A 22391-nucleotide genomic window follows, 5' to 3' on the forward strand; every position below is an offset into this window, starting at 1 on the left:
CATCAGGCCGGGTTCGGGATATCAATAAAGGTAACATCCAGATCGGTATTTTCTGTCAGCCATTCACTGAGAGCACGAATGCCACCGCGCTCTGTGGCATGGTGGCCTGCGGCGTAAAAATGCAGACCCTGTTCACGGGCTGAATGGATAGTCTGCTCGGAAACCTCTCCGGTGATGAAGGCATCAACGCCAAACCGCGCGGCGCTATCAATAAAGCCCTGTCCACCACCGGTACACCATGCGACACGTTTCACCGTATCCGGGCCGGTATCCCCGCTCCACAGCGGGCGGCGTCCCAGGCGAGCTTCAATCCAGGAGGCCAGTTCAAGCCCGGAAACCGGCATCGCCAGCTCGCCCCACGGCACCAGCGGTTCAATTTCACCCATTACGGTGATCCCCAACAGTTGCGCAAGCTGTACGTTATTGCCCAGTTCCGGGTGTGCATCCAGCGGCAGGTGGTAACCGTACAGGTTGATGTCATTTGCCAGCAGCGTTTTCAGACGGTTGCGCTTCATACCGCGAACGATCGGCGATTCGTTTTTCCAGAAATAACCGTGATGGACAATGACGGCATCAGCTTCCTGACGCACGGCTTCATCCAGTAGCGCCTGGCTTGCCGTCACGCCGGTGATGATTTTCTGCACCGTTTCGCGCCCTTCAACCTGCAGACCATTTGGCCCGTAGTCACTGAAGGAGGCCGTGTTGAGTTTTTCGTTAATCAGGCTTTCCAGTTCGCTGTTTTTCATCATCTCTCTCTTAAGCGTTGCGGGCGGCTTCGTACGCCGCCAGCGTGGCGACACGCGCCTGTTTATGGTCGACAATCGGGCGGGGGTAATCGAGTGTTACGCCCTGTTTATCCGCCCATGTCCACGGATCGTGGATCGCTTTTGTCGGTACATCCATTAACTCAGGCAACCAACGGCGGATAAACACGCCATCGGCATCAAATTTTTCCCCCTGAGTTGTCGGGTTAAAAATACGAAACCAGGGAGCCGCATCGTTGCCAGTAGAGGCCACCCACTGCCAGCCCCCGTTATTCGCTGCAAGATCGCCATCGATCAGTTGAGAAATAAAATACCGCTCTCCGGCACGCCAGTCGATAAGCAGATCTTTCACCAGGAAACTGGCGGTAATCATCCGCAGGCGGTTGTGCATCCAGCCCGTGTCATTGAGCTGGCGCATAGCGGCATCAACAACAGGGAACCCTGTCTGTCCGGTCTGCCAGGCCTCCAGATGCACATCATTCGATTGCCATTTGACGTTATCCGTCCAGCGAATGAAGGGACGATGCTTACATAAATCAGGATGATACGTTATCAGGTGGCGATAGAACTCACGCCAGATAAGTTCGTTAAGCCAGACTGCGCCTGCCCCACCGTCCAGCGCCCGGGGTTGTTCTGCCAGCAAACGATGTAAGCATTGACGCGGGGAAAGAACCCCCAGGGTTAAACACGCGGACAGGCGGCTTGTACCGTCAATGGCGGGAAAATCCCGGAGGCTTTCATAATCAGCCGCAGCCTGTTTACAAAACTGGCGCAAGTGGGCAATAGCCGCTTTCTCATTTGCGGGGAACAGGGTTTCATCAAACGCCTGTTGCGGATAGTGAAAAGTCAGTTCAGGTAAATCCGTTAATACCTCTCCCCTGACGGCTGGCGCAGCGACACATTCCGGCAGTACCTCTTTCAGGCGCTTGATAACGGCATTTTTGAACGGCGTAAAGACTTTATACATCTCGTGGTTACCCGTCATCACAGTGCCTGGCGCAAGCATGACGCTGTCATCGAACCCCTGGCACACCACGGGCTCCAGAGCCTGTTCAAGCTGACGATCCCGCTGCCGCTCGTTAAATTCATACTGATAGTTGTAAAAAAGGTGTGAGACGCCATGCTGCTCACAGATTTGCCTGACCTTGTTGACCTGCGAGGTAAAATCGCTGACTTCGTCGTAAATCAGTGGAATACCTTTTTCCGCAAGCGAGCGCTGCAGGTCATTCAGATGCGAACGTAAAAAAGCGGCTTGTCGTGGTGCCATATCATGCTGTTGCCACTGTTCAGGCGTGGCGATAAACAGCGCCAGCACTCTGGCATCTTGAGAGCGACAGGCCGCAGCAAGGGCAGTGTTGTCGTGAACGCGCAGGTCGGCGCGAAACCAAACCAGATGGGTGGGCATAAAACTCCAGGCAATTGTCTGTTATGTCCGTAAGGCCATGCCGCCAAAGATAAAATGGGGCACGCATTGAACTACTTTGCCATGAAGTGTAGCCGTGATGAAATAAAAAAGGCCGCCCGGGGCGGCCTTAACGCTACTTGTCCTGCGTTATCGGGTTGAAAGCAACAAACCTGGTGGGTTCATCACTCTTTACCACGAGTACGCTGGCGACAATGAACGCAATGCATAAATAGCGTTTCATCATGCGGTCCCTGCAGCAAACCGCTCCACCGTTCACCACCGGTGATAAGTCGGTGGACACAAGCCCGGGTAGATGGGCTGCTTTACGGCTGTAAATACACCTTTCCCTGAACCGATGCCCATGTGCGAGATGGCGGAAAGGGACGCCGCATCATAATTAACATCAACAGCGAAGGTAAGATATTCGAATAGAATTAGGATTTTATAAAGGCTTTGAGGGATTGCCAGCTGTTTACAGGAGGGTATGATGAGAATCCCGGGTAGGGGCTGCAAAATCACCCAACGGACCGCGAATCCTGAGGGACAAAAAAACCGCCACATGACTGTTTGGCGGTTTTTTTATTGCTGCGTATCTACTGAGTATTAGTAAAAATCGCAGGTCGCTTTTTCAGCCTGATCCATCCACACCGGCTTCTCGCTGGTTTTCGCCCAGATGCGGTGCAGGTAGCTGTAAAAACGTGCGCGATCTTTCCAGAAAATCATCACCGGCAGAGCCAGCACCCCCGCCACTACAGCGAAAGCGCGACGCATGTAAACGATATGAGCCGGATACTCTTTATAAAGATCCATAGTTTCTCCCCTATAGTTGGCCGGAAATCTGCTCCGGAAAATTCAAAAATCTGTGACCTGGCTAAAATAATATCGCTTTGTTCGTAATTTTACTACTCATCCGACCACTTATTTTCGTCTATTTAGCGAATATTTACACTTCACGCGTAATTAAGTTACAAAAAAGTTAACGATTTACTTACCAATGGTTAATTTGTGGGTAAAGCATTTTTATACTTTTTTTACACCCCTCTTCCTGATTTTTGCGAAATCTTTGCGCCGTAAATCCTACCTTTAATACAAATACAAATGTCACCCGGAGGTGAATTGTGAGTGCAGGTCTGATTTCCGGCATCGTGCTGGTTTTCCTGTTATTGGGTTATCTGGTCTACGCCCTGATTAATGCGGAGGCATTCTGATGGCTGCTCAGGCATTTTTGCTTCTTGCCAGCTTTTTAGTCGTGCTGTTCCTTTTGGCAAGACCGATGGGAACATTGCTGGCACGGATGATCAACAACGTCGCGTTACCGGTTGCTGGTAGTGTTGAAAAAGGGATCTGGCGCGCGCTGGGTATACGCGATCAGGAGATGGGCTGGTGTCAGTATCTGATGGCCATTCTGCTGCTGAACATTGTTGGTCTTATCGCCCTCTTTATCATGCTGATGCTGCAGGGCATCCTGCCGCTGAACCCGCAGCACTTCCCTGGATTGTCCTGGCATCTGGCGTTGAACACGGCGGTCAGCTTCGTGACCAACACCAACTGGCAATCCTATGCCGGGGAAACCACCGTCAGCTACTTTAGCCAGATGGTCGGGTTAACCGTGCAGAACTTCCTCTCTGCGGCAAGCGGCATTGCGGTGATCTTTGCGCTGACACGTGCGTTTGCCCGTCAGAATGTCCGTACCCTCGGCAACGCCTGGGTCGATCTGACTCGCATCACGCTGTGGATACTGCTTCCGGTTGCACTGCTTATTGCCCTGTTCTTTATCCAGCAGGGGTCGTTACAAAACCTGCTGCCGTACACACCTTACACCTCACTGGAAGGGGCAAAACAGCTTCTGCCTATGGGGCCAGTGGCCTCGCAGGAAGCCATTAAAATGCTCGGCACAAATGGCGGTGGCTTCTTCAACGCTAACTCGTCACACCCGTTTGAAAACCCAACGGCACTGACCAATTTTGTACAAATGCTGGCGATCTTCCTGATCCCTGCAGCGCTGTGCTTTGCCTTTGGTGATGTTGTAAACGATCGCCGTCAGGGTCGCACCCTGCTCTGGGCTATGTCGATTATCTTTGTCGTCTGCGTCGCGCTGGTGATGTGGGCAGAATGGCATGGTAATAGTCACTTCATGCAGTTGGGTGCCAACAGCAATATCAACATGGAAGGCAAAGAGAGCCGTTTCGGCATTCTTGCGAGTAGCCTTTATGCCGTGGTGACGACGGCGGCCTCATGTGGGGCAGTTAACGCGATGCACGACTCCTTTACCGCACTGGGCGGCATGATCCCGATGTGGCTCATGCAGATTGGCGAAGTGGTATTTGGTGGCGTAGGTTCAGGGCTTTACGGCATGCTGCTGTTCGTTCTGCTGGCGGTGTTCATCGCCGGTCTGATGATTGGCCGCACCCCGGAATATCTGGGTAAAAAAATCGACGTTCGCGAGATGAAATTAACCGCACTGGCCATTCTGGTTACCCCTACCCTCGTACTGCTCGGCACGGCGCTGGCACTGATGACCGAGGCCGGTCGCAGCGGCATCTTCAACCCAGGCATCCACGGCTTCAGCGAAGTGCTTTACGCGGTTTCGTCAGCCGCCAACAACAACGGTAGCGCCTTTGCTGGTTTAAGCGCCAACTCTCCATTCTGGAACTGCCTGCTGGCGTTTTGCATGTTCGTCGGTCGTTTTGGCGTCATTGTGCCGGTTATGGCTATCGCAGGATCGCTGGTGAGTAAAAAAATTCAGCCTGCCACCACCGGTACGCTACCCACCCACGGCGCGCTGTTTATTGGCCTGCTGATTGGTACCGTATTGCTGGTGGGTGCCCTGACCTTTATCCCCGCCCTCGCGTTAGGCCCGGTCGCGGAATATCTCTCTTTACGCTGATTTTGCGGAGAATTTGTCATGAGTCGTAAACAAATGGCCCTGTTCGAACCGTCTTTAGTTCGCCAGGCCCTCATGGATGCGGTGAAAAAGCTGAGTCCGCGCGTACAGTGGCACAACCCGGTGATGTTCATCGTCTGGATAGGGAGCGTACTCACTACCGCGCTGGCGATTGCTATGGGAACGGGTCATCTGCCGGGAGACGCGCTGTTTACCGGTGCAATCAGCCTGTGGTTGTGGTTTACCGTACTGTTTGCCAACTTCGCTGAAGCACTGGCAGAAGGCCGTAGTAAAGCGCAGGCCAACAGCCTGAAAGGGGTGAAAAAGACAGCGTTCGCCCGCAAATTGCGTGAGCCGAAATACGGTGCGCAGATGGATCACGTTCCGGCGGATGAGCTGCGTAAAGGCGATGTGGTGCTGGTCGAAGCCGGTGACATTATTCCCTGCGACGGTGAAGTCATTGAAGGGGGCGCATCGGTCGATGAAAGCGCCATCACCGGGGAATCCGCACCCGTTATTCGTGAATCCGGCGGCGATTTTGCTTCCGTCACGGGCGGGACGCGTATTCTCTCCGACTGGCTGGTGATCCAGTGCAGCGTTAACCCGGGTGAAACCTTCCTCGACCGGATGATCGCGATGGTGGAAGGCGCACAGCGTCGTAAAACGCCAAACGAAATCGCCCTGACCATTCTGCTGGTCGCGTTGACCATCGTCTTTTTACTGGCAACGGCAACCCTGTGGCCATTCTCCTCTTACGGTGGCGCAGCGGTCAGCGTTACCGTACTGGTCGCTCTGCTGGTCTGCTTGATCCCAACCACCATCGGTGGCCTGCTGTCAGCCATCGGTGTGGCCGGTATGAGTCGTATGCTCGGCGCTAACGTCATCGCCACCAGCGGACGTGCCGTTGAAGCCGCAGGTGACGTTGATGTCCTGCTGCTGGATAAAACCGGGACGATTACGCTCGGCAACCGCCAGGCATCAGAGTTCTTACCCGCTCCCGGCGTGGATGAAAAAACACTGGCCGATGCGGCGCAGCTCTCTTCACTTGCTGATGAAACCCCGGAAGGCCGCAGCATCGTCATTCTGGCGAAACAGCGCTTTAACCTGCGTCAGCGCGACGTGCAGAGCCTGCATGCCACCTTTGTTCCTTTCACGGCACAAACCCGCATGAGCGGCATCAACATTCAGGATCGGATGATCCGTAAAGGCTCCGTTGACGCGATCCGTCGCCACATTGAAGCCAACAACGGTCATTTCCCGGCAGAAGTGGATGAAATGGTGGACAACGTGGCCCGCCAGGGGGCCACACCGCTGGTCGTTGCCGAAGGTGCGCATGTGCTGGGCGTGATCGCCCTGAAGGATATCGTCAAAGGCGGCATTAAAGAGCGTTTTGCCCAGTTACGTAAGATGGGGATCAAGACGGTAATGATCACCGGGGATAACCGTCTGACCGCTGCCGCCATTGCCGCTGAAGCGGGGGTGGATGATTTTCTCTCCGAAGCAACACCGGAAGCCAAACTGGCGTTGATCCGCCAGTATCAGGCGGAAGGTCGTCTGGTGGCGATGACGGGGGATGGTACCAACGACGCCCCTGCCCTGGCACAGGCTGACGTCGCGGTAGCGATGAACTCCGGTACGCAGGCAGCTAAAGAGGCGGGGAACATGGTCGATCTCGACTCCAACCCGACCAAGCTGATTGAAGTGGTACACATCGGGAAACAGATGCTGATGACGCGTGGCTCGCTCACCACCTTCAGTATTGCCAACGATGTGGCGAAGTATTTCGCCATCATTCCGGCCGCCTTTGCTGCCACGTACCCGCAGCTGAATGCGCTGAACGTCATGCATCTGCACTCCCCGGCATCGGCCATTCTCAGTGCGGTCATTTTTAACGCCCTGATCATTGTGTTTTTGATCCCGCTGGCGCTGAAAGGGGTGAGCTATAAACCGCTGACCGCCGCCGCCATGCTGCGCCGGAACCTGTGGATCTACGGTCTGGGTGGGCTGCTCGTCCCCTTCATCGGTATCAAGGTGATCGACGTGCTGTTAACGCTGTTCGGGCTGGTTTAAAAGGTGAATCAAATGACAATGTTACGCCCCGCTATACTTCTGTTTATTTTTCTGGCTCTTATTACCGGCGGGCTTTACCCGCTGGTAACCACCGCGCTGGGCCAGTGGTGGTTTAACGATCAGGCCAACGGTTCGATGATTATTCAGAACGGCGAGAACCGTGGTTCACGCCTGATTGGTCAAAACTTTACGGATGCCCGCTACTTCCAGGGACGCCCTTCCGTCACTGCCGAAAGCCCGTATAATCCGATGGCATCCGGTGGCAGTAACCTGGCAGGCAGCAACCCGGAGCTGGACAAAGCCATCGCTGAGCGCGTCGCGACTCTGCGCGCGGCAAACCCACAGGCCAGCCGTGAGGTACCTGTCGAGCTGGTGACAGCATCTGCCAGTGGGCTGGATTACAGCCTGACGCCGAAAGCGGTGGCATGGCAAATTCCACGCGTCGCCGCAGCCCGCCAGCTGACTGTCGAACAGGTGAGCCTGCTGGTTGCAGAGCACACACAAAAGCCGCTGGCGAGTTTCATTGGCATGCCGGTAGTGAACATTGTTGAGCTGAATCTGGCGCTGGACGCGCTAAGGAAAAACTAAATGACCGAAGAGCCCATGCGCCCGGATCCGGACAGGTTGCTCGAACAGACGGCTGAAGCCCATCGTGGCAAACTGAAAGTCTTCTTCGGTGCCTGTGCAGGCGTCGGGAAAACGTTCGCTATGCTGACCGAAGCCCAGCGGCTCCGGGCGCAGGGGCTCGATATTCTTATCGGCGTGGTGGAAACCCACGGCCGTAAAGAGACAGCGGCGCTGCTGAAGGGGCTGGCCACACAGCCCCCTCACCGCATCAGCCATCGTGGCCGCCTGGTCACAGAGTTCGATCTCGACGCGGCCCTCGCCCGTCGCCCCGCCCTGATCCTGATGGACGAACTGGCGCACAGCAATGCGCCAGGCTCACGTCACCCTAAACGCTGGCAGGATGTTGAAGAGCTACTTGAAGCCGGCATTGACGTGTTCACTACGGTTAACGTTCAGCATCTCGAAAGCCTGAACGACGTGGTCAGCGGTGTGACCGGCATCCAGGTGCGGGAAACAGTGCCCGATCCCTTTTTTGACTCCGCAGACGAAGTGGTACTGGTCGACCTGCCTCCGGACGACCTGCGCCAGCGCCTGCATGAAGGGAAGGTTTACATTGCAGGCCAGGCCGAGCGCGCCATTGAACATTTCTTCCGTAAAGGTAACCTGATTGCCCTGCGCGAGCTGGCCCTGCGTCGCACCGCCGATCGCGTTGATGACCAGATGCGAGCCTGGCGCGATCTGCAAGGCCAGGAACGTGTCTGGCATACGCGGGATGCCATACTGCTGTGTATTGGCCACGGCAGCGGCAATGAAAAGCTCGTCCGCACCGCCGCCCGGCTTGCGGCTAAATTTGGCAGCGTCTGGCATGCGGTGTATGTCGAAACCCCGCAGCTTCACGCTCTGCCCGAAAACCAGCGCCGCGCGATCCTGAGTTCGCTACGCCTGGCACAGGAACTCGGTGCAGAAACCGCCACTCTTTCCGATCCGCAAGAAGATAAAGCCATTCTGCGCTATGCACGCGAGCACAACCTGGGCAAGATTGTTATTGGTCGCCGCCAGCATCGCCGCTGGTTTAGCCGCGAATCCTTTGCCGACAAGCTGGCCCGACGCGCCCCCGATCTGGATCTGGTGGTCGTGGCACTTGATGACAAACCCACCCCCCTGCCCAACCGTACGCCAGACGCCCGGGCCTTTGGTGATAAATGGCGTATTCAGATCCGGGGTTGCCTTATCGCCGTCCTCCTCTGTGCGCTGATTACCATTATTGCCAGCCAGTGGCTGATTGCCTTCGATGCCGCCAACCTGGTGATGATCTACCTGCTCGGCGTGGTCGTGATTGCGCTCTTCTTCGGACGCTGGCCTTCGGTACTGGCGACGGTTATCAACGTCATCAGCTTCGATCTGTTCTTTATTGCCCCGCGCGGGACGCTTGCCGTTTCTGACGTGCAGTACATTCTTACTTTTGGCGTGATGCTTACCGTTGGGCTGGTGATCGGGAATCTGACGGCGGGCGTTCGCTACCAGGCACGTATTGCCCGCTATCGTGAGCAGCGCACGCGCCACTTATATGAGATGTCCAAATCGCTGGCGGTGGGTCGTACGCCGCTGGATATTGTGCAAACCAGTGAGCAGTTTATCCGTTCGACGTTTCACGCCAACAATCTGATTTTGCTCCCTGACGAACACGGAAAACTGCGCCCGCTCACCTCTGCCTCGGGTATGACGCCCTGGGATGAAGCCATCGCACGGTGGAGCTTTGACAAGGGATTACCTGCAGGAGCTGGGACAGATACCCTGCCCGGAGTGCCATATCAGATCCTGCCGCTGCGCAGTGCCGAAAAAAACCAGGGACTGGTCATCGTTGAACCGAGCAATCTGCGTCAACTGATGATACCCGAGCAGCAACGCCTGCTGGAAACCTTCACCCTGCTGGTTGCCAGCGCGCTGGAGCGCCTGGCGCTCACTGCCAGTGAAGAGCAGGCACGGCTGGCAAGCGAGCGCGAAAGTATTCGTAACTCCTTGCTGTCGGCCCTGTCGCACGACCTGCGAACCCCTCTTACCGTGCTGTTCGGGCAGTCAGAGATCCTGACGCTGGATCTCGCCGCAGAAGGTTCCCCCCATGCGCTGCAGGCCAGTGAAATACGCCAGCATGTGCTAAATACCACGCGTCTGGTGAATAATTTACTCGATATGGCACGCATTCAGTCAGGCGGATTTAACCTCAAAAAAGAGTGGTTAACGCTTGAGGAAGTGGTCGGTAGTGCGCTGAAAATGCTGGAGCCGGGGCTCGGTGGTCGCCATATTGCGCTAAACATGCCCGAACCATTGACCTTAATCCACGTCGATGGCCCGCTGTTTGAACGCGTGCTGATCAACCTGCTGGAAAATGCCGGTAAATATGCGGGGGCAAAGGCACAGATTGGGGTCAATGCAACCGTTGAAGATCAGGCGTTACGGCTTGAAGTCTGGGATACCGGGCCGGGGATCCCTGCCGGGAAAGAGCACGCAATTTTTGAAAAATTTGCGCGCGGCAATAAAGAATCAGCCATCCCGGGCGTCGGGCTAGGTCTGGCAATTTGCCAGGCCATTATCGACGTACACGGCGGAACCATCTCGGCAGAGAACCGCCCGGAAGGAGGCGCTCGTTTTTGTGTTACACTTCCTCTGGATACCCCACCAGAACTTGATGAATTACCAGAGGATTTGTGATTAGCGTTCTGATTGTTGAAGATGAACTCGCTATTAACCGGTTTCTGCGTGCGGCGCTGGAAGGCGATGGCCTGCGCGTTCATGATGCCGGTACACTGCAACGGGGGCTCATTGAAGCTGCCACGCGCAAGCCGGATCTGGTGATCCTCGATCTCGGGTTACCGGATGGCGACGGTATCGATTTTATACGTGAGGTTCGCCAGTGGAGCCAGATGCCCATTCTGGTGCTCTCTGCCCGTACCGAAGAGACCGATAAAATTGCAGCGCTGGATGCCGGGGCGGATGACTATCTCAGTAAGCCCTTTGGCATTGGCGAGTTACAGGCACGGATCCGCGTCGCGTTACGTCGCCACAGCGCCCCTCTCTCCTCTGACCCGGCGTATACGTTTGGTGATACCCGGGTTGATCTTGCCGCACGACGCATTGTGCGCGGTGAAGAAGAGATCCATCTCACCCCTATCGAGTTTCGTCTGCTCGCCGTTCTGCTCAACAACCACGGCAAGGTACTGACCCAACGCCAACTGTTAAGTCAGGTATGGGGGCCGAACGCTGTTGAACATAGTCACTATTTACGCATTTATATGGGCCACCTTCGTCAGAAACTCGAAGTCGACCCCGCGCGCCCCCGCCATTTATTAACTGAAACCGGTATCGGTTATCGGTTCATGCTTTGAATAACTATTCATTTAATTTCAAATAAAGAACAAATCGCCAGAGAAATATTCACAAAATAAGCCATTGGTTATTTTCATGGCTTATTTTTGTTCATTTAAAACATTACAAAAACAGACTTTTAACACATACCCAACAAATCAGCATTTTGATCTGTGATATTCATAAAAAACGAATATTTATTTCTGATTTGATCTGTTAGCGGTGATCTGAATCACAGTTAATCGCTTTCTTCTGGATAAAATGACCATGCTTTCAATTGCTGAAAGGAAAATAAACATGGAAAACAATAATCGTTTGATGCCCCATATAAGGCGGACAACTCATATCATGATGTTTGCCCACCGTAACTGCTTTGACTTTCACATCTTTAACGCCCGGTAGTCCTTCGACTTCTGGCGCATCTGCTTACAGGTCATCCTGAAACGCTTTATTTTACAGGCTATTGCCTGTGAACACGTGCGCTCATTTCTCTTGATTCAGGCTCATCCGCAACCGGGCGGACTGAATCTCATTCATCAAAAAGCAATTTACTGATTTCGTATCAGCGGCCACACCTTGCTTTTTTTCCGGGAAATTATCGGTTTCTTTATTGCAAGAAATCGAGGGACTTCTATTACCTAAAATAAAGAGTGAAAGATGAAAAGTTTAAAAATCGCAGCCAGCCGTGCATGTCCTGATTGTTTTACTACTCACCGCGATCTGGTGGATGTCAGCACCTCTGATTATATTGATGTTGCTGCCATTGTTCTGGCAATCAGCGATATTTCCAGTGGAAAAATAGAAGAAATAGAAGCAACCGGGTTTGGTATCCCCATTTTTATCGCTACACATAAAGAAGAGTTCATTCCGGCTGAATATTTATCGCGGATCCACGGCGTTTTCGAGTGTTCAGACACCAGTAACGACTTCTACGGACGTCAACTGGAAGCAGCAGCGCTGAAGTACGAGACGCAACTGCGCCCACCGTTCTTCCGTGCCCTGGTCGACTATGTCAAACAAGGGAACAGTGCGTTTGACTGCCCAGGCCATCAGGGAGGTCAGTTCTTCCGCCGCCACCCTGCCGGTAACCAGTTTGTCGATTTCTTTGGCGAAACACTTTTCCGCTCAGACCTGTGTAACGCCGACGTGGCAATGGGCGATCTGTTGATTCACGAAGGTGCCCCATGCATTGCACAACAGCATGCGGCGAAAGTCTTTAATGCCGATAAGACCTATTTCGTGCTGAACGGAACATCATCATCAAACAAAGTGGTGCTTAATGCCCTGCTGACGCCGGGCGATCTGGTGCTGTTCGATCGCAACAACCACAAATCCAACCACCACGGCGCACTGCTGCAGGCTGGCGCAACGCCGGTTTATCTGGAAACCGCACGTAACCCGTACGGCTTTATCGGCGGTATTGACGCTCACTGTTTTGAAGAGAACTACCTGCGCGAGCTGGTGGCAGAAGTGGCTCCAGGCCGCGCACGCGATGAGCGTCCGTTCCGTCTGGCGGTGATCCAGCTCGGTACCTACGATGGCACCATTTATAACGCCCGTCAGGTAGTGGATAACATTGGCCACCTGTGTGATTACATCCTGTTTGACTCTGCCTGGGTAGGGTACGAGCAGTTTATTCCGATGATGGCTGACTGTTCGCCGCTGCTGCTGGAGCTGAACGAGAACGATCCGGGGATCCTCGTTACCCAGTCAGTACATAAACAGCAGGCTGGCTTCTCCCAGACCTCACAAATCCACAAGAAAGACAGCCACATCAAAGGCCAGCAGCGCTATGTACCGCATAAGCGCCTTAACAACGCCTTTATGATGCACGCCTCCACCAGCCCGTTCTATCCACTGTTTGCTGCCCTGGATATCAACGCCCGCATGCATGAGGGCCAGAGTGGCCGCAATATGTGGATGGACTGTGTGGTAACCGGTATTGAAGCGCGCAAGCTGATCCTGCAGAACTGCCAGTTTATTCGCCCGTTCGTGCCAGAACTGGTTGATGGTCGTCCGTGGGAAAGCTGGGAAACATCGGATATTGCCACCGACCTGCGCTTCTTCCATTTCGTACCAGGTGAAAACTGGCATGCTTTCGAAGGCTATGCCGAGCATCAATATTTTATCGACCCATGCAAACTGCTGCTGACCACACCCGGCATCAACGCCCGTACCGGTGAGTATGAAGATTTCGGCGTGCCTGCCACCATTCTCGCCAACTTCCTGCGTGAAAACGGCATCGTTCCGGAAAAATGCGATCTCAACTCCATCCTGTTCCTGCTCACGCCTGCGGAAGATATGGGCAAATTGCAGCAACTGGTCGCGCAACTGGTGCGCTTCGAAAAACTGCTCCAGACGGATGCACCGTTAAAAGAAGTGCTGCCATCCATCTGTAAACAGTATCCGGAACGCTACGCGGATTACTCCCTGCGCCAGATTTGCCAGGAAATGCACGCGCTATACGCCCGCAACAACGTGAAACAGCTGCAGAAAGAGATGTTCCGCAAGTCTCACTTCCCACGCGTGGTGATGTCACCACAAGACGCCAACTATGCCTACCTGCGTGGTGAAGTCGAGCTGGTTTCCCTGCGTGATGCAGAAGGCCGAATTGCCGCTGAAGGTGCTCTCCCTTACCCACCAGGCGTGTTGTGTGTTGTTCCGGGTGAAGTCTGGGGTGGTTCCGTGCTGCGCTACTTTGCTGCCCTGGAAGAAGGGATCAACCTTTTACCGGGCTTCGCACCAGAGCTGCAGGGCGTGTACGTCGAAGAGTGTGATGGTCGCAAGCAGGTTCGCTGTAACGTCATCAAACAATCTGCCGCTCAGCCATCGCTGCTGAAAGGAGAAAAATTATGAGTAAATCTAACAAGATGGGCGTGGTGCAGCTAACCATCCTCACGATGGTGAACATGATGGGTTCTGGGATCATCATGCTGCCCACTAAGCTTGCCGAAGTGGGGACCATTTCGATTATTTCCTGGCTGGTCACCGCCGTAGGCTCAATGGCGCTGGCATGGGCATTTGCCAAGTGCGGGATGTTCAGCCGCAAGTCAGGCGGGATGGGCGGTTATGCCGAATACGCGTTTGGCAAGTCCGGCAACTTTATGGCGAACTACACCTACGGTGTGTCGCTACTGATCGCTAACGTGGCGATTGCCATCTCTGCGGTGGGTTATGGTACGGAGTTGTTGGGTGCCACACTCAGCCCGGTGCAAATTGGGCTGGCAACCATCGGCGTACTGTGGATCTGCACCGTGGCCAACTTTGGTGGTGCCCGCATTACCGGACAAATCAGTAGTATCACCGTCTGGGGTGTGATTATCCCGGTTGTCGGGCTGTGCATCATCGGCTGGTTCTGGTTTAGCCCAACGCTGTATGCAAATTCCTGGAACCCACACCATGTACCGTTCTTCACCGCAGTAGGTTCATCCATCGCCATGACGCTGTGGGCTTTCCTCGGTCTGGAATCGGCCTGCGCAAACGCCGAAGTGGTGGAGAACCCGGAGAAAAACGTACCGATTGCAGTACTCGGCGGCACGCTGGGTGCAGCGGTTATCTATATCGTTTCAACAAACGTGATTGCAGGGATTGTGCCAAACATGGATCTGGCCAACTCCACAGCCCCCTTCGGGCTGGCCTTCGCGCAGATGTTTACCCCGAGCGTCGGGAAGGTGATCATGGGATTAATGGTCATGTCCTGCTGTGGCTCACTCCTCGGCTGGCAGTTCACCATTGCCCAGGTGTTCAAATCCTCCGCTGACGAAGGTTATTTCCCAAAAATCTTCTCCCGTGTCTCCAAAGCGGATGCGCCAGTACAGGGCATGCTGGCGATTGTTATCTTCCAGAGCGGCCTGTCACTGATGACGATTAGCCCGTCGCTGAACAGTCAGTTCAACGTGCTGGTTAACCTGGCGGTGGTGACGAATATCATTCCGTATATTCTGTCGATGGCGGCACTGGTGATCATTCAGAAGGTGGCGAAGGTCGATCCACGCAAAGCGCGGGCGGCAAATATCGTGGCGCTGATCGGGGCAATTTACAGCTTCTATGCGCTCTACTCTTCCGGTCAGGAGGCAATGCTCTACGGTGCGATGGTGACCTTTATGGGCTGGACGTTGTACGGTCTGGTGTCGCCACGGTTTGAGTTGAAGAATAAGCACAGTTGAAGTAAACGCAAAACGGCAACCCAAAGGTTGCCGTTTTTAGTCTTTTCTCCCTCTCCCTGTGGAAAGGAAAAGGACTGGGGTGGGGTATCAGCCCACACCAGTACAACATTTACGCGTTTTTCAGCACTTCGCTGACAATCTCTACCGCTTCTTTCTCAATCTGCTGACGGTGCTCAGCGCCGAGGAAGCTTTCGCAGTAAATTTTATATGCATCTTCCGTACCGGATGGACGCGCAGCGAACCAGCCGTTTTCAGTCATCACTTTCAGACCGCCGATAGACGCACCGTTACCAGGTGCCGCCGTCAGACGCGCGGTGATTGGGTCACCAGCCAGGGTGCTTGCACTGACCATCTCCGGAGAGAGTTTGGACAGCGCCGCTTTCTGGGCAGACGTTGCCGCCGCCTGAATACGGTTGTAGCTTGGCGCGCCAAAGCGGGCAGCCAGCTCATTGTAGTGTTCCTGCGGGTTTTTACCGGTGACAGCGGTGATTTCCGCTGCCAGCAGACACATGATGATACCGTCTTTATCGGTTGACCACGGTGTACCGTCGAAACGCAGGAAGGAAGCTCCCGCGCTCTCTTCACCGCCAAAGCCGAAGCTGCCGTCGTGCAGACCGTCAACAAACCATTTAAAGCCGACCGGGACTTCCACCAGCTTACGACCCAGCGCATCAACCACGCGGTCAATCATGGCCGAAGAAACCAGCGTTTTACCAACAGCAACCTCTTTGCCCCACTGTGGGCGATGCTGGAACAGGTAGTTGATCGCCACGGCCAGGTAGTGGTTCGGGTTCATCAGGCCCGCAGGCGTGACAATACCGTGACGGTCATAATCCGGGTCGTTGGCAAATGCCAGATCAAACTTGTCGCGCAGCGCCAGCAGACCCGCCATCGCGCACTCGGAGGAGCAGTCCATACGGATCGCGCCGTCTTTATCCAGATGCATAAAGCGGAAAGTCTGATCGACGTGATCGTTCACGATGGTCAGATCCAGCTTGTAATACTCAGCAATGCGTTTCCAGTATTCGATACCAGAGCCGCCCAGCGGATCAACACCCAGTTTCAGGCCCGCTTTCTGGATGGCGGCCATATCGACGATATCTGCCAGCCCTTCCACGAACGGCTGCACCAGATCCTGCTCTTTCACGTGGCCGGACGCCATTGCCGCATCCAGAGAAATGCGTTTTACGCCTTTCAGATCGTCTGCAAGCAGCGCGTTTGCGCGGTCTTCCACCACTTTGGTGACGTTAGTATCTGCCGGGCCACCGTTAGGTGGGTTGTATTTAATACCACCGTCATCCGGCGGGTTATGGGATGGCGTAATGACGATGCCATCAGCCAGCGCACCACCTTTTTTGTTGTGCACAAGGATAGCGTGAGAGACCGCAGGCGTAGGCGTAAAGCCGTTGTTCTCCTGCACGATCACGTCTACCCCGTTCGCGGCCAGCACTTCCAGCACGGAAATAAATGCAGGCTCAGACAGGGCGTGAGTATCTTTCCCCACATAGCACGGACCCGTGACGCCATTTTTAGCGCGCTCTTCCGCGATGGCCTGGGCAATGGCCAGAATGTGCGGTTCGTTAAAGCTGTGGCGTGCCGCGCTGCCGCGGTGGCCTGATGTACCAAACTTCACTGCGTGTTCTGCGTTGCCCACGACCGGCTTCAGCACGTAATACTGCGCGGTCAGTTGAGCGACATTAATCAAATCGCTTTGTTGTGCAGGTTGGCCTGCACGGCTGTGATTTGCCATGGCCTGGTCCTTTTAATGCAGGGGTTAAATTGTACCGCAAACCTTTTCAATCAATTCTGTCGGGAACTGCATGGACTGCATGATGTGTTCGACCATGCTGCACTTGCGGCCCGTGTTGGTATTCGTGATGACCCAATATGGTGTGCCAGAGACATGTTTGGGTTTGGTTTGATTACCATTTTGCAGAAGCGTCTGCTCGTCACCTGCGAAATAGACGCGCGTACGCCCGTGCAGCGACTCGGTCGCTTCGGCAAACGCTTTATTATCCAGTGAATAGAGTGTAGACAGCACCAGCATAAAGCGGTTAACCGCTTTTTTCTGTTCCGCATATTCATCAGAAAGCAGCAGCTCGCGCATCGCACGCACTTTATCTTTTGCCGGTGTCACGGCAGGTTTTGCTTGTGCAACAACGCTCGGCTGAGACACGACATCTTTAGTGACTGGGGTAGCAGGCTGTGAGGCGGCGGAAATTTTAAGCATGCGCCGTAAAATGTCGGACGCGCTCTCCCCAATATGCCGCGTCTGGCTGGCAATATACTGATAGAGTTCGTCATCAACTTCGATTGTTTTCATCTTAATCCAGTGCGATATCTTATCTGAATACAAGTCGTTGGGATTATAAGGTCAAATCCCAACAGCGGATAGCGTCAAACCAGGTTGGCGGCAAAAGTCAGATTAAACTGGAACCTTGCAGCCGGGCGGCAGAATGTTCAACATGATACCCTAACCTGACATACGTAAAAAAAGAACTTTGCCATGAAATTGAATACCCGAGCGCAATCTGCACAATCGCCGAACAATAATTCTCCCATCGTACTGGTTCACGGGCTTTTTGGCAGCCTGGATAACCTGGGCGTGCTGGCGCGCGAGCTGGTTACCGACCACGATATTTTGCAGGTCGATATGCGCAATCACGGCCTGTCCGGGCGTTCAGCGGAAATGACCTACGCGGCAATGGCGCAGGATCTGCGGGATACGCTTGATGCGAATAATCTCCAGAATGCGACGTTTATCGGGCATTCAATGGGTGGCAAAGCGGTGATGGCCCTGACGGCGCTTGCACCGGAACGAATTAACGGTCTGATCGCCATTGATATCGCGCCCGTGGATTACGACGTGCGTCGTCATGATGAGATATTTGCCGCCATCAATGCGGTGACAGAAGCGGGGGTCTCTACGCGTCAGCAGGCGGCGACCGTGATGCGTGAACATCTTGATGAAGAAGGCGTTGTGCAGTTCCTGTTGAAGTCGTTTGTTGACGGCCAGTGGCGTTTTAACGTGCCAGCGCTCTGGGACCAGTATGACAATATCGTTGGCTGGGAAACCGTTCCGGCCTGGCAACGCCCTACTCTCTTTATTCGTGGTGGTAACTCACCTTACGTGACCGATGCATACCGCGACACTTTGCTGGCACAATTCCCGCAGGCACGCGCCCATGTGATTGCCGGAGCCGGACACTGGGTTCATGCGGAAAAACCGGACGCCGTATTACGCGCAATCCGCCGCTATCTCTCTGATACGGCAAATTGATTAAAAAGACAGCGACTGGAAGGCTGCAGGCTTCCAGTCGTTGGCGTGCCGTTTTCGGTGATGTATGATGGCGCGCTTATCGCCCGGGCATTAGCAGGGCGGCTTGTTTCCCCCGAAGTCTCAGAATCATGGCCAAAGAACAAACGGACCGTACGACACTAGATCTGTTCGCGAATGAGCGTCGACCGGGACGACCGAAAACGAATCCGCTTTCGCGCGATGAACAGCTGCGTATTAATAAACGCAACCAGCTAAAACGCGATAAAAATCGTGGGCTTAAGCGTGTCGAACTGAAGCTCAACGCCGATGCTGTCGATGCGCTGAATGAACTGGCTGACGCGCGTAACATCAGCCGCAGTGAGTTGATTGAAGAGATGTTAATCACACAGCTTGAGACGTTGCGCGGCAAGGTATAAGTCTGAAAATCTCCTTTCTCACCGTTTTCATGTAGCACAGAGTGCAGTCCTGCGCGATAGCAGTTTCCGCAGGGTTGCCTGTTCTGCTATTATTGCCCTTATCCGTGGACAAATTGCGCCACCATACCATTAAGTTTCAAGAGGTTATTTTACTCATGGCAATCATCGGCATTTTCTTCGGCAGTGATACCGGCAATACCGAAAATATCGCAAAAAACATTCAAAAACAGCTCGGTAAAGACGTTGCCGATGTGCATGACATCGCCAAGAGCAGCAAAGAAGATCTCGAAGGTTATGACATTCTGCTGCTGGGTATCCCGACCTGGTACTATGGTGAAGCGCAGTGTGACTGGGATGATTTCTTCCCGACACTGGAAGAAGTCGACTTCAACGGCAAGCTGGTTGCACTGTTCGGCTGCGGCGATCAGGAAGATTACGCAGAATATTTCTGCGACGCGCTGGGCACCATCCGCGACATCATCGAGCCGCACGGCGCGGTAATCGTGGGTCACTGGCCAACAGCGGGCTACCACTTCGAAGCCTCTAAAGGTCTGGCGGACGACGATCACTTCGTCGGCCTGGCTATCGACGAAGATCGTCAGCCGGAACTGACTGCTGAGCGTGTTGATAAATGGGTTAAGCAGATCCGCGAAGAACTGAACCTGGACGACATTCTTAACGCCTGAGTTCTGACGTGGCGCAACTCCGGTTGCGCCCGCCAATCGGGTAAAACCGATTAAATTAATTGCTACAAACTTTTAACTTTTTCGTTCAAATCTGTACAATATTCCCCTGACAAAAAGTGGAAGCCATCGAACAAGTTTGTTGGTGATACCACGTTTTTATAAGCATACTTTGCTTGAGACTTGCAGTTTTCATTTAGGCATGGCAGTTCTATAATGAGACGCATTATCCCAAGTGCATTTTCTGTCACTTCCTTTATAGAAGTGAATCGTTTAGCAACAGGACAGATTCCGCATGACTGACAACAATACCGCATTAAAGAAGGCTGGCCTGAAAGTAACGCTTCCTCGATTAAAAATCCTTGAAGTGCTTCAGGGGCCAGACAACCACCATGTCAGCGCGGAAGACCTTTACAAGCGTCTTATCGACATGGGCGAAGAGATTGGGCTGGCCACTGTTTATCGTGTACTGAACCAGTTTGATGACGCGGGTATTGTGACCCGTCATAATTTCGAAGGCGGTAAATCTGTTTTCGAACTGACCCAACAGCAGCACCACGATCACCTGATCTGCCTTGATTGCGGTAAGGTCATTGAATTTAGCGATGATTCCATCGAAGCGCGCCAGCGTGAAATTGCCGCCCGTCATGGCATCCGCCTGACCAACCACAGCCTGTACCTGTACGGCCACTGTGCGGAAGGTGATTGCCGCGAAGACGAGCACGCGCACGACGCAAAATAAGTCTGCTTTCATACTCTGAGCCAGCCGAAAGGTTGGCTTTTTTTTGCCTGTAATCTGGCATAAAAAAAGCCCGGTAAGCGCAGTGCTACCGGGCGTCAAGACAGCTGATTATTTACTGTTATTACTGCGAATTTCTTTCCAGATCTGATCGCAACGCTTCGCCACTTCCTGATCGTTACCGGTCTTACGCGCCTGAATACAGGCCTGGTAATCCATCACGCGGACATTCTCCTGCGTCGCGAATTGCTCATGTGCTTTCTCTTTCTTCAGTACATTCAGCACGCTCTGACAGGCTTCAATTTTCTCCGGCGAACCTTCCGCCGTATTAATACAGGCGCTGTATGCCTCTTTCAGACGCGAGTCCTCTTTCGGTGCCTGAGGCTGTGCACAAGCCACCAACCCCGATGCCAGCAACGCGACGATTACGATTTTTTTCATCATGTGCAGTCTCCATCCCGGCGGGCTTAGCCCACCGGGGTGTTCATCAGAAGATTGTGAATGGGGCAATAACCATGAACTTCACGTCACGCTCATCCTGGAAGATGTTGCCGTAACCGCCCGCGTAGCTTGGGATATCAGAGTGGTTGTCATACTGGGTGAAGTGCAGCTTGAACATTGTTCCTTTTGCACGGCCATCCTGCAGGGTGTACATGGCATCCAGGCTGTAAGAGGACTCTTTCAGACGGTAGTTTGGATCGTAGTATGCGTCAGGTGTTGCCATATCGGCAGGTTTCGCATCCCAGGCGTAAGCGTAAGATGCCCCCACAGCCCAACCCGGCAGGTTCCAGTTTTTCAGATCATACATCGCGCCGAAGAACACCGCTTTTTCACCGTCGGCGTTGAAGTCTGAACGGTTATCCCACCAGATATCCAGACGACCGTTGGAGGAGGCGTAGGTTGGGGTCATACGCTGCAGGAAGTAGCCCTGCTGCCCTTCCGCCTTCACCCATGTCCCTTCCAGACGCAAATCAACCTGACCCACTTTGTAGCCGAAGGTCAGCGCCTGCAGCCACGCGGTGCCATCATAAATGTCATTGACGCCACCATTACTGACTTTATCGCGCGTACCGTAGAACTGGTAGCTGGTACTCAGCGGGCTACCCGCGATATCAAACTTATAGCTGGCTTTGGCAAAGTATTGATCGACATAACCTTGCGCCTGGCCAAAGGCCGCTTCAAGAACCAGATCGTTTTTGAAGTCGTATTTCGCACCCAGCGAGTGGAGGTAATCCACTTTGGTCTTTTTATCGTTCTGGTAGAACTTGTCCATTTCGATATGCCACGGTGCTTTATATTCGTTGGTCCACATATAGGAGAAACTCAACGCACCTGCATCACCGTAGTCAAAGTTGGCACCGGCTTCCGCCCCCTGATAAGTACCTGGCATAAAGCTCCAGTGTGGGGCTAACAGTGTTTGACCGGTTGGCTGAATATAACCACCACGCGCCCATACCGGGCCGTATTTGAATTTCGCGGCTGCTTTATACAGGCTAATACCGCTTTTATCCCCGGACCAGTCTTCATCGTACGCTTTATTGCTGGAGGAGAATGCGATTTCGTTCGGGTGGCCACTGTCACCGTTTTCCGCCATTTCAATGGCAGTGAATGCGGCAATATCCAGGCCGAACATATCGGCAGCATAACCGGACTGGAAGTCCAGGTTGGCGTTCCAGGTGGAATGAGCAAGGTTGGTTTTGTATTTGTCTTCAGTGACGTCTTTACGGTCACGTTCACGCTGCCAGTAATAAATACCGCCCGTGAGGGTAGAATCATCAACGAAACCTGCTGCCTTAGCCTCTGGTGCGACAACCAGGCCCGACATTGCTGTTACACCGGCAATAGCCAGCGCCAGCGCACTACGTTTGCCACTAAACGTACGCATAGATTATTCCTCTTTGACGAATTAAAACGCCTAAAACGGCGAAAAATAAAAATGACCTGTCGGTCAGGGGTAGTTAGAAATACCCTCGAATTAACTACCGCCTTTAGGTTATTTTTCGCGACGCGAATTATCAATGCTTTTCAGCGGGCAAAAGTCAGGATTATGACGA

General features: G+C 53.7%; 20 protein-coding genes. 13 read left to right on the plus strand and 7 right to left on the minus strand.

Going from position 1 to position 22391, the window contains the following annotated elements; translation table 11 throughout:
- Nucleotides 1-2: 2 nt before the first annotated feature.
- From ACJ9N4_RS01870 to ACJ9N4_RS01880, 3 genes are all read right to left on the minus strand, one after another.
- A complete protein-coding gene (locus tag ACJ9N4_RS01870) occupies nt 3-746 on the minus strand; it encodes a type 2 GTP cyclohydrolase I (RefSeq protein ID WP_182274642.1) in 744 nt (247 codons plus the stop codon).
- Between the two features lie 10 nt (nt 747-756).
- Complete coding sequence (gene phrB, locus ACJ9N4_RS01875) at nt 757-2169, minus strand: deoxyribodipyrimidine photo-lyase (protein ID WP_182919598.1); 1413 nt, start codon at nt 2167-2169, stop codon at nt 757-759.
- Nucleotides 2170-2772: 603 nt separating this feature from the next.
- Complete coding sequence (locus ACJ9N4_RS01880) at nt 2773-2979, minus strand: YbfA family protein (protein ID WP_182274141.1); 207 nt, start codon at nt 2977-2979, stop codon at nt 2773-2775.
- Nucleotides 2980-3287: 308 nt separating this feature from the next.
- Between ACJ9N4_RS01880 and kdpF the strand changes: the two genes are divergently transcribed.
- The 9 genes from kdpF to potE all read left to right on the plus strand — a co-directional run bounded on the left by kdpF (nt 3288) and on the right by potE (nt 15219).
- Nucleotides 3288-3377, plus strand: a complete 90-nt coding sequence (kdpF, locus tag ACJ9N4_RS01885; protein WP_182274140.1) for a K(+)-transporting ATPase subunit F — start codon at nt 3288-3290, stop codon at nt 3375-3377.
- On the plus strand, nt 3377-5056 hold the full coding sequence (kdpA, locus tag ACJ9N4_RS01890) for a potassium-transporting ATPase subunit KdpA (protein ID WP_182274139.1): 1680 nt from the start codon (nt 3377-3379) through the stop codon (nt 5054-5056). The genes kdpF and kdpA overlap by 1 nt, the downstream gene beginning before the upstream one ends.
- Before the next feature lie 18 nt (nt 5057-5074).
- Nucleotides 5075-7123 (plus strand): potassium-transporting ATPase subunit KdpB, encoded by a 2049-nt coding sequence (gene kdpB / locus ACJ9N4_RS01895; RefSeq protein ID WP_182274138.1) that lies wholly within the window; start codon nt 5075-5077, stop codon nt 7121-7123.
- A gap of 12 nt (nt 7124-7135) precedes the next feature.
- A complete protein-coding gene (gene kdpC, locus ACJ9N4_RS01900) occupies nt 7136-7711 on the plus strand; it encodes a potassium-transporting ATPase subunit KdpC (protein ID WP_182274137.1) in 576 nt (191 codons plus the stop codon).
- Nucleotides 7712-10399: a two-component system sensor histidine kinase KdpD gene (gene kdpD, locus ACJ9N4_RS01905; RefSeq protein ID WP_182274136.1), complete on the plus strand. Its 2688-nt coding sequence runs from the start codon at nt 7712-7714 to the stop codon at nt 10397-10399.
- The gene (gene kdpE, locus ACJ9N4_RS01910; protein ID WP_182274135.1) at nt 10396-11073 is read left to right on the plus strand and encodes a two-component system response regulator KdpE; all 678 of its coding nucleotides are present in this window, start codon (nt 10396-10398) and stop codon (nt 11071-11073) included. Before kdpD ends, kdpE begins: the two co-directional genes overlap by 4 nt.
- Nucleotides 11074-11350: 277 nt before the next feature.
- Nucleotides 11351-11455: a leader peptide SpeFL gene (gene speFL / locus ACJ9N4_RS01915; protein WP_106503839.1), complete on the plus strand. Its 105-nt coding sequence runs from the start codon at nt 11351-11353 to the stop codon at nt 11453-11455.
- A gap of 255 nt (nt 11456-11710) precedes the next feature.
- On the plus strand, nt 11711-13909 hold the full coding sequence (gene speF / locus ACJ9N4_RS01920; RefSeq protein WP_182274134.1) for an ornithine decarboxylase SpeF: 2199 nt from the start codon (nt 11711-11713) through the stop codon (nt 13907-13909).
- The gene (gene potE, locus ACJ9N4_RS01925) at nt 13906-15219 is read left to right on the plus strand and encodes a putrescine-ornithine antiporter (protein ID WP_182274133.1); all 1314 of its coding nucleotides are present in this window, start codon (nt 13906-13908) and stop codon (nt 15217-15219) included. The genes speF and potE overlap by 4 nt, the downstream gene beginning before the upstream one ends.
- Nucleotides 15220-15328: 109 nt before the next feature.
- On the opposite strand, the gene pgm is transcribed toward potE, so the two are convergent.
- Complete coding sequence (gene pgm, locus ACJ9N4_RS01930) at nt 15329-16969, minus strand: phosphoglucomutase (alpha-D-glucose-1,6-bisphosphate-dependent) (RefSeq protein ID WP_182274132.1); 1641 nt, start codon at nt 16967-16969, stop codon at nt 15329-15331.
- 24 nt (nt 16970-16993) lie between these two features.
- Nucleotides 16994-17542, minus strand: coding sequence for a replication initiation negative regulator SeqA (gene seqA / locus ACJ9N4_RS01935; RefSeq protein WP_182274131.1), 549 nt, complete (start codon nt 17540-17542; stop codon nt 16994-16996).
- A gap of 183 nt (nt 17543-17725) precedes the next feature.
- Between seqA and ybfF the strand changes: the two genes are divergently transcribed.
- The 4 genes from ybfF to fur all read left to right on the plus strand — a co-directional run bounded on the left by ybfF (nt 17726) and on the right by fur (nt 20340).
- The gene (ybfF, locus tag ACJ9N4_RS01940) at nt 17726-18499 is read left to right on the plus strand and encodes an esterase (protein ID WP_182274130.1); all 774 of its coding nucleotides are present in this window, start codon (nt 17726-17728) and stop codon (nt 18497-18499) included.
- 128 nt (nt 18500-18627) lie between these two features.
- Entirely contained in the window at nt 18628-18915 is a 288-nt protein-coding gene (ybfE, locus tag ACJ9N4_RS01945; RefSeq protein WP_182274129.1) for a LexA regulated protein, read from the plus strand.
- Between the two features lie 155 nt (nt 18916-19070).
- The gene (gene fldA, locus ACJ9N4_RS01950) at nt 19071-19601 is read left to right on the plus strand and encodes a flavodoxin FldA (protein ID WP_182274128.1); all 531 of its coding nucleotides are present in this window, start codon (nt 19071-19073) and stop codon (nt 19599-19601) included.
- Between the two features lie 292 nt (nt 19602-19893).
- Entirely contained in the window at nt 19894-20340 is a 447-nt protein-coding gene (gene fur / locus ACJ9N4_RS01955) for a ferric iron uptake transcriptional regulator (protein WP_182274127.1), read from the plus strand.
- A gap of 108 nt (nt 20341-20448) precedes the next feature.
- Here fur and chiQ read toward each other — a convergent pair whose 3' ends face one another.
- Nucleotides 20449-20778, minus strand: coding sequence for a ChiQ/YbfN family lipoprotein (gene chiQ, locus ACJ9N4_RS01960; protein ID WP_182274640.1), 330 nt, complete (start codon nt 20776-20778; stop codon nt 20449-20451).
- A 46-nt stretch (nt 20779-20824) separates the two neighbouring features.
- Entirely contained in the window at nt 20825-22222 is a 1398-nt protein-coding gene (chiP, locus tag ACJ9N4_RS01965) for a chitoporin ChiP (RefSeq protein WP_182274126.1), read from the minus strand.
- Nucleotides 22223-22391 lie beyond the last annotated feature (169 nt).

Source organism: Enterobacter sp. LM3 (assembly GCF_046622475.1).
Taxonomy (GTDB): domain Bacteria; phylum Pseudomonadota; class Gammaproteobacteria; order Enterobacterales; family Enterobacteriaceae; genus Enterobacter; species Enterobacter cloacae_P.

What these genes read in the sequence shown, in the direction of transcription:
- phrB (WP_182919598.1), bottom strand. Translation starts at nt 2,169, where the DNA reads ATGCCCACCCATCTGGTTTGGTTTCGCGCCGACCTGCGCGTTCACGAC.
- kdpD (WP_182274136.1), top strand. Translation starts at nt 7,712, where the DNA reads ATGACCGAAGAGCCCATGCGCCCGGATCCGGACAGGTTGCTCGAACAG.
- speF (WP_182274134.1), top strand. Translation starts at nt 11,711, where the DNA reads ATGAAAAGTTTAAAAATCGCAGCCAGCCGTGCATGTCCTGATTGTTTT.
- kdpA (WP_182274139.1), top strand. Translation starts at nt 3,377, where the DNA reads ATGGCTGCTCAGGCATTTTTGCTTCTTGCCAGCTTTTTAGTCGTGCTG.
- kdpB (WP_182274138.1), top strand. Translation starts at nt 5,075, where the DNA reads ATGAGTCGTAAACAAATGGCCCTGTTCGAACCGTCTTTAGTTCGCCAG.
- fldA (WP_182274128.1), top strand. Translation starts at nt 19,071, where the DNA reads ATGGCAATCATCGGCATTTTCTTCGGCAGTGATACCGGCAATACCGAA.
- fur (WP_182274127.1), top strand. Translation starts at nt 19,894, where the DNA reads ATGACTGACAACAATACCGCATTAAAGAAGGCTGGCCTGAAAGTAACG.
- ACJ9N4_RS01880 (WP_182274141.1), bottom strand. Translation starts at nt 2,979, where the DNA reads ATGGATCTTTATAAAGAGTATCCGGCTCATATCGTTTACATGCGTCGC.
- potE (WP_182274133.1), top strand. Translation starts at nt 13,906, where the DNA reads ATGAGTAAATCTAACAAGATGGGCGTGGTGCAGCTAACCATCCTCACG.
- pgm (WP_182274132.1), bottom strand. Translation starts at nt 16,969, where the DNA reads ATGGCAAATCACAGCCGTGCAGGCCAACCTGCACAACAAAGCGATTTG.
- ybfE (WP_182274129.1), top strand. Translation starts at nt 18,628, where the DNA reads ATGGCCAAAGAACAAACGGACCGTACGACACTAGATCTGTTCGCGAAT.
- kdpC (WP_182274137.1), top strand. Translation starts at nt 7,136, where the DNA reads ATGACAATGTTACGCCCCGCTATACTTCTGTTTATTTTTCTGGCTCTT.
- chiQ (WP_182274640.1), bottom strand. Translation starts at nt 20,778, where the DNA reads ATGAAAAAAATCGTAATCGTCGCGTTGCTGGCATCGGGGTTGGTGGCT.
- seqA (WP_182274131.1), bottom strand. Translation starts at nt 17,542, where the DNA reads ATGAAAACAATCGAAGTTGATGACGAACTCTATCAGTATATTGCCAGC.
- ACJ9N4_RS01870 (WP_182274642.1), bottom strand. Translation starts at nt 746, where the DNA reads ATGAAAAACAGCGAACTGGAAAGCCTGATTAACGAAAAACTCAACACG.
- ybfF (WP_182274130.1), top strand. Translation starts at nt 17,726, where the DNA reads ATGAAATTGAATACCCGAGCGCAATCTGCACAATCGCCGAACAATAAT.
- chiP (WP_182274126.1), bottom strand. Translation starts at nt 22,222, where the DNA reads ATGCGTACGTTTAGTGGCAAACGTAGTGCGCTGGCGCTGGCTATTGCC.
- speFL (WP_106503839.1), top strand. Translation starts at nt 11,351, where the DNA reads ATGGAAAACAATAATCGTTTGATGCCCCATATAAGGCGGACAACTCAT.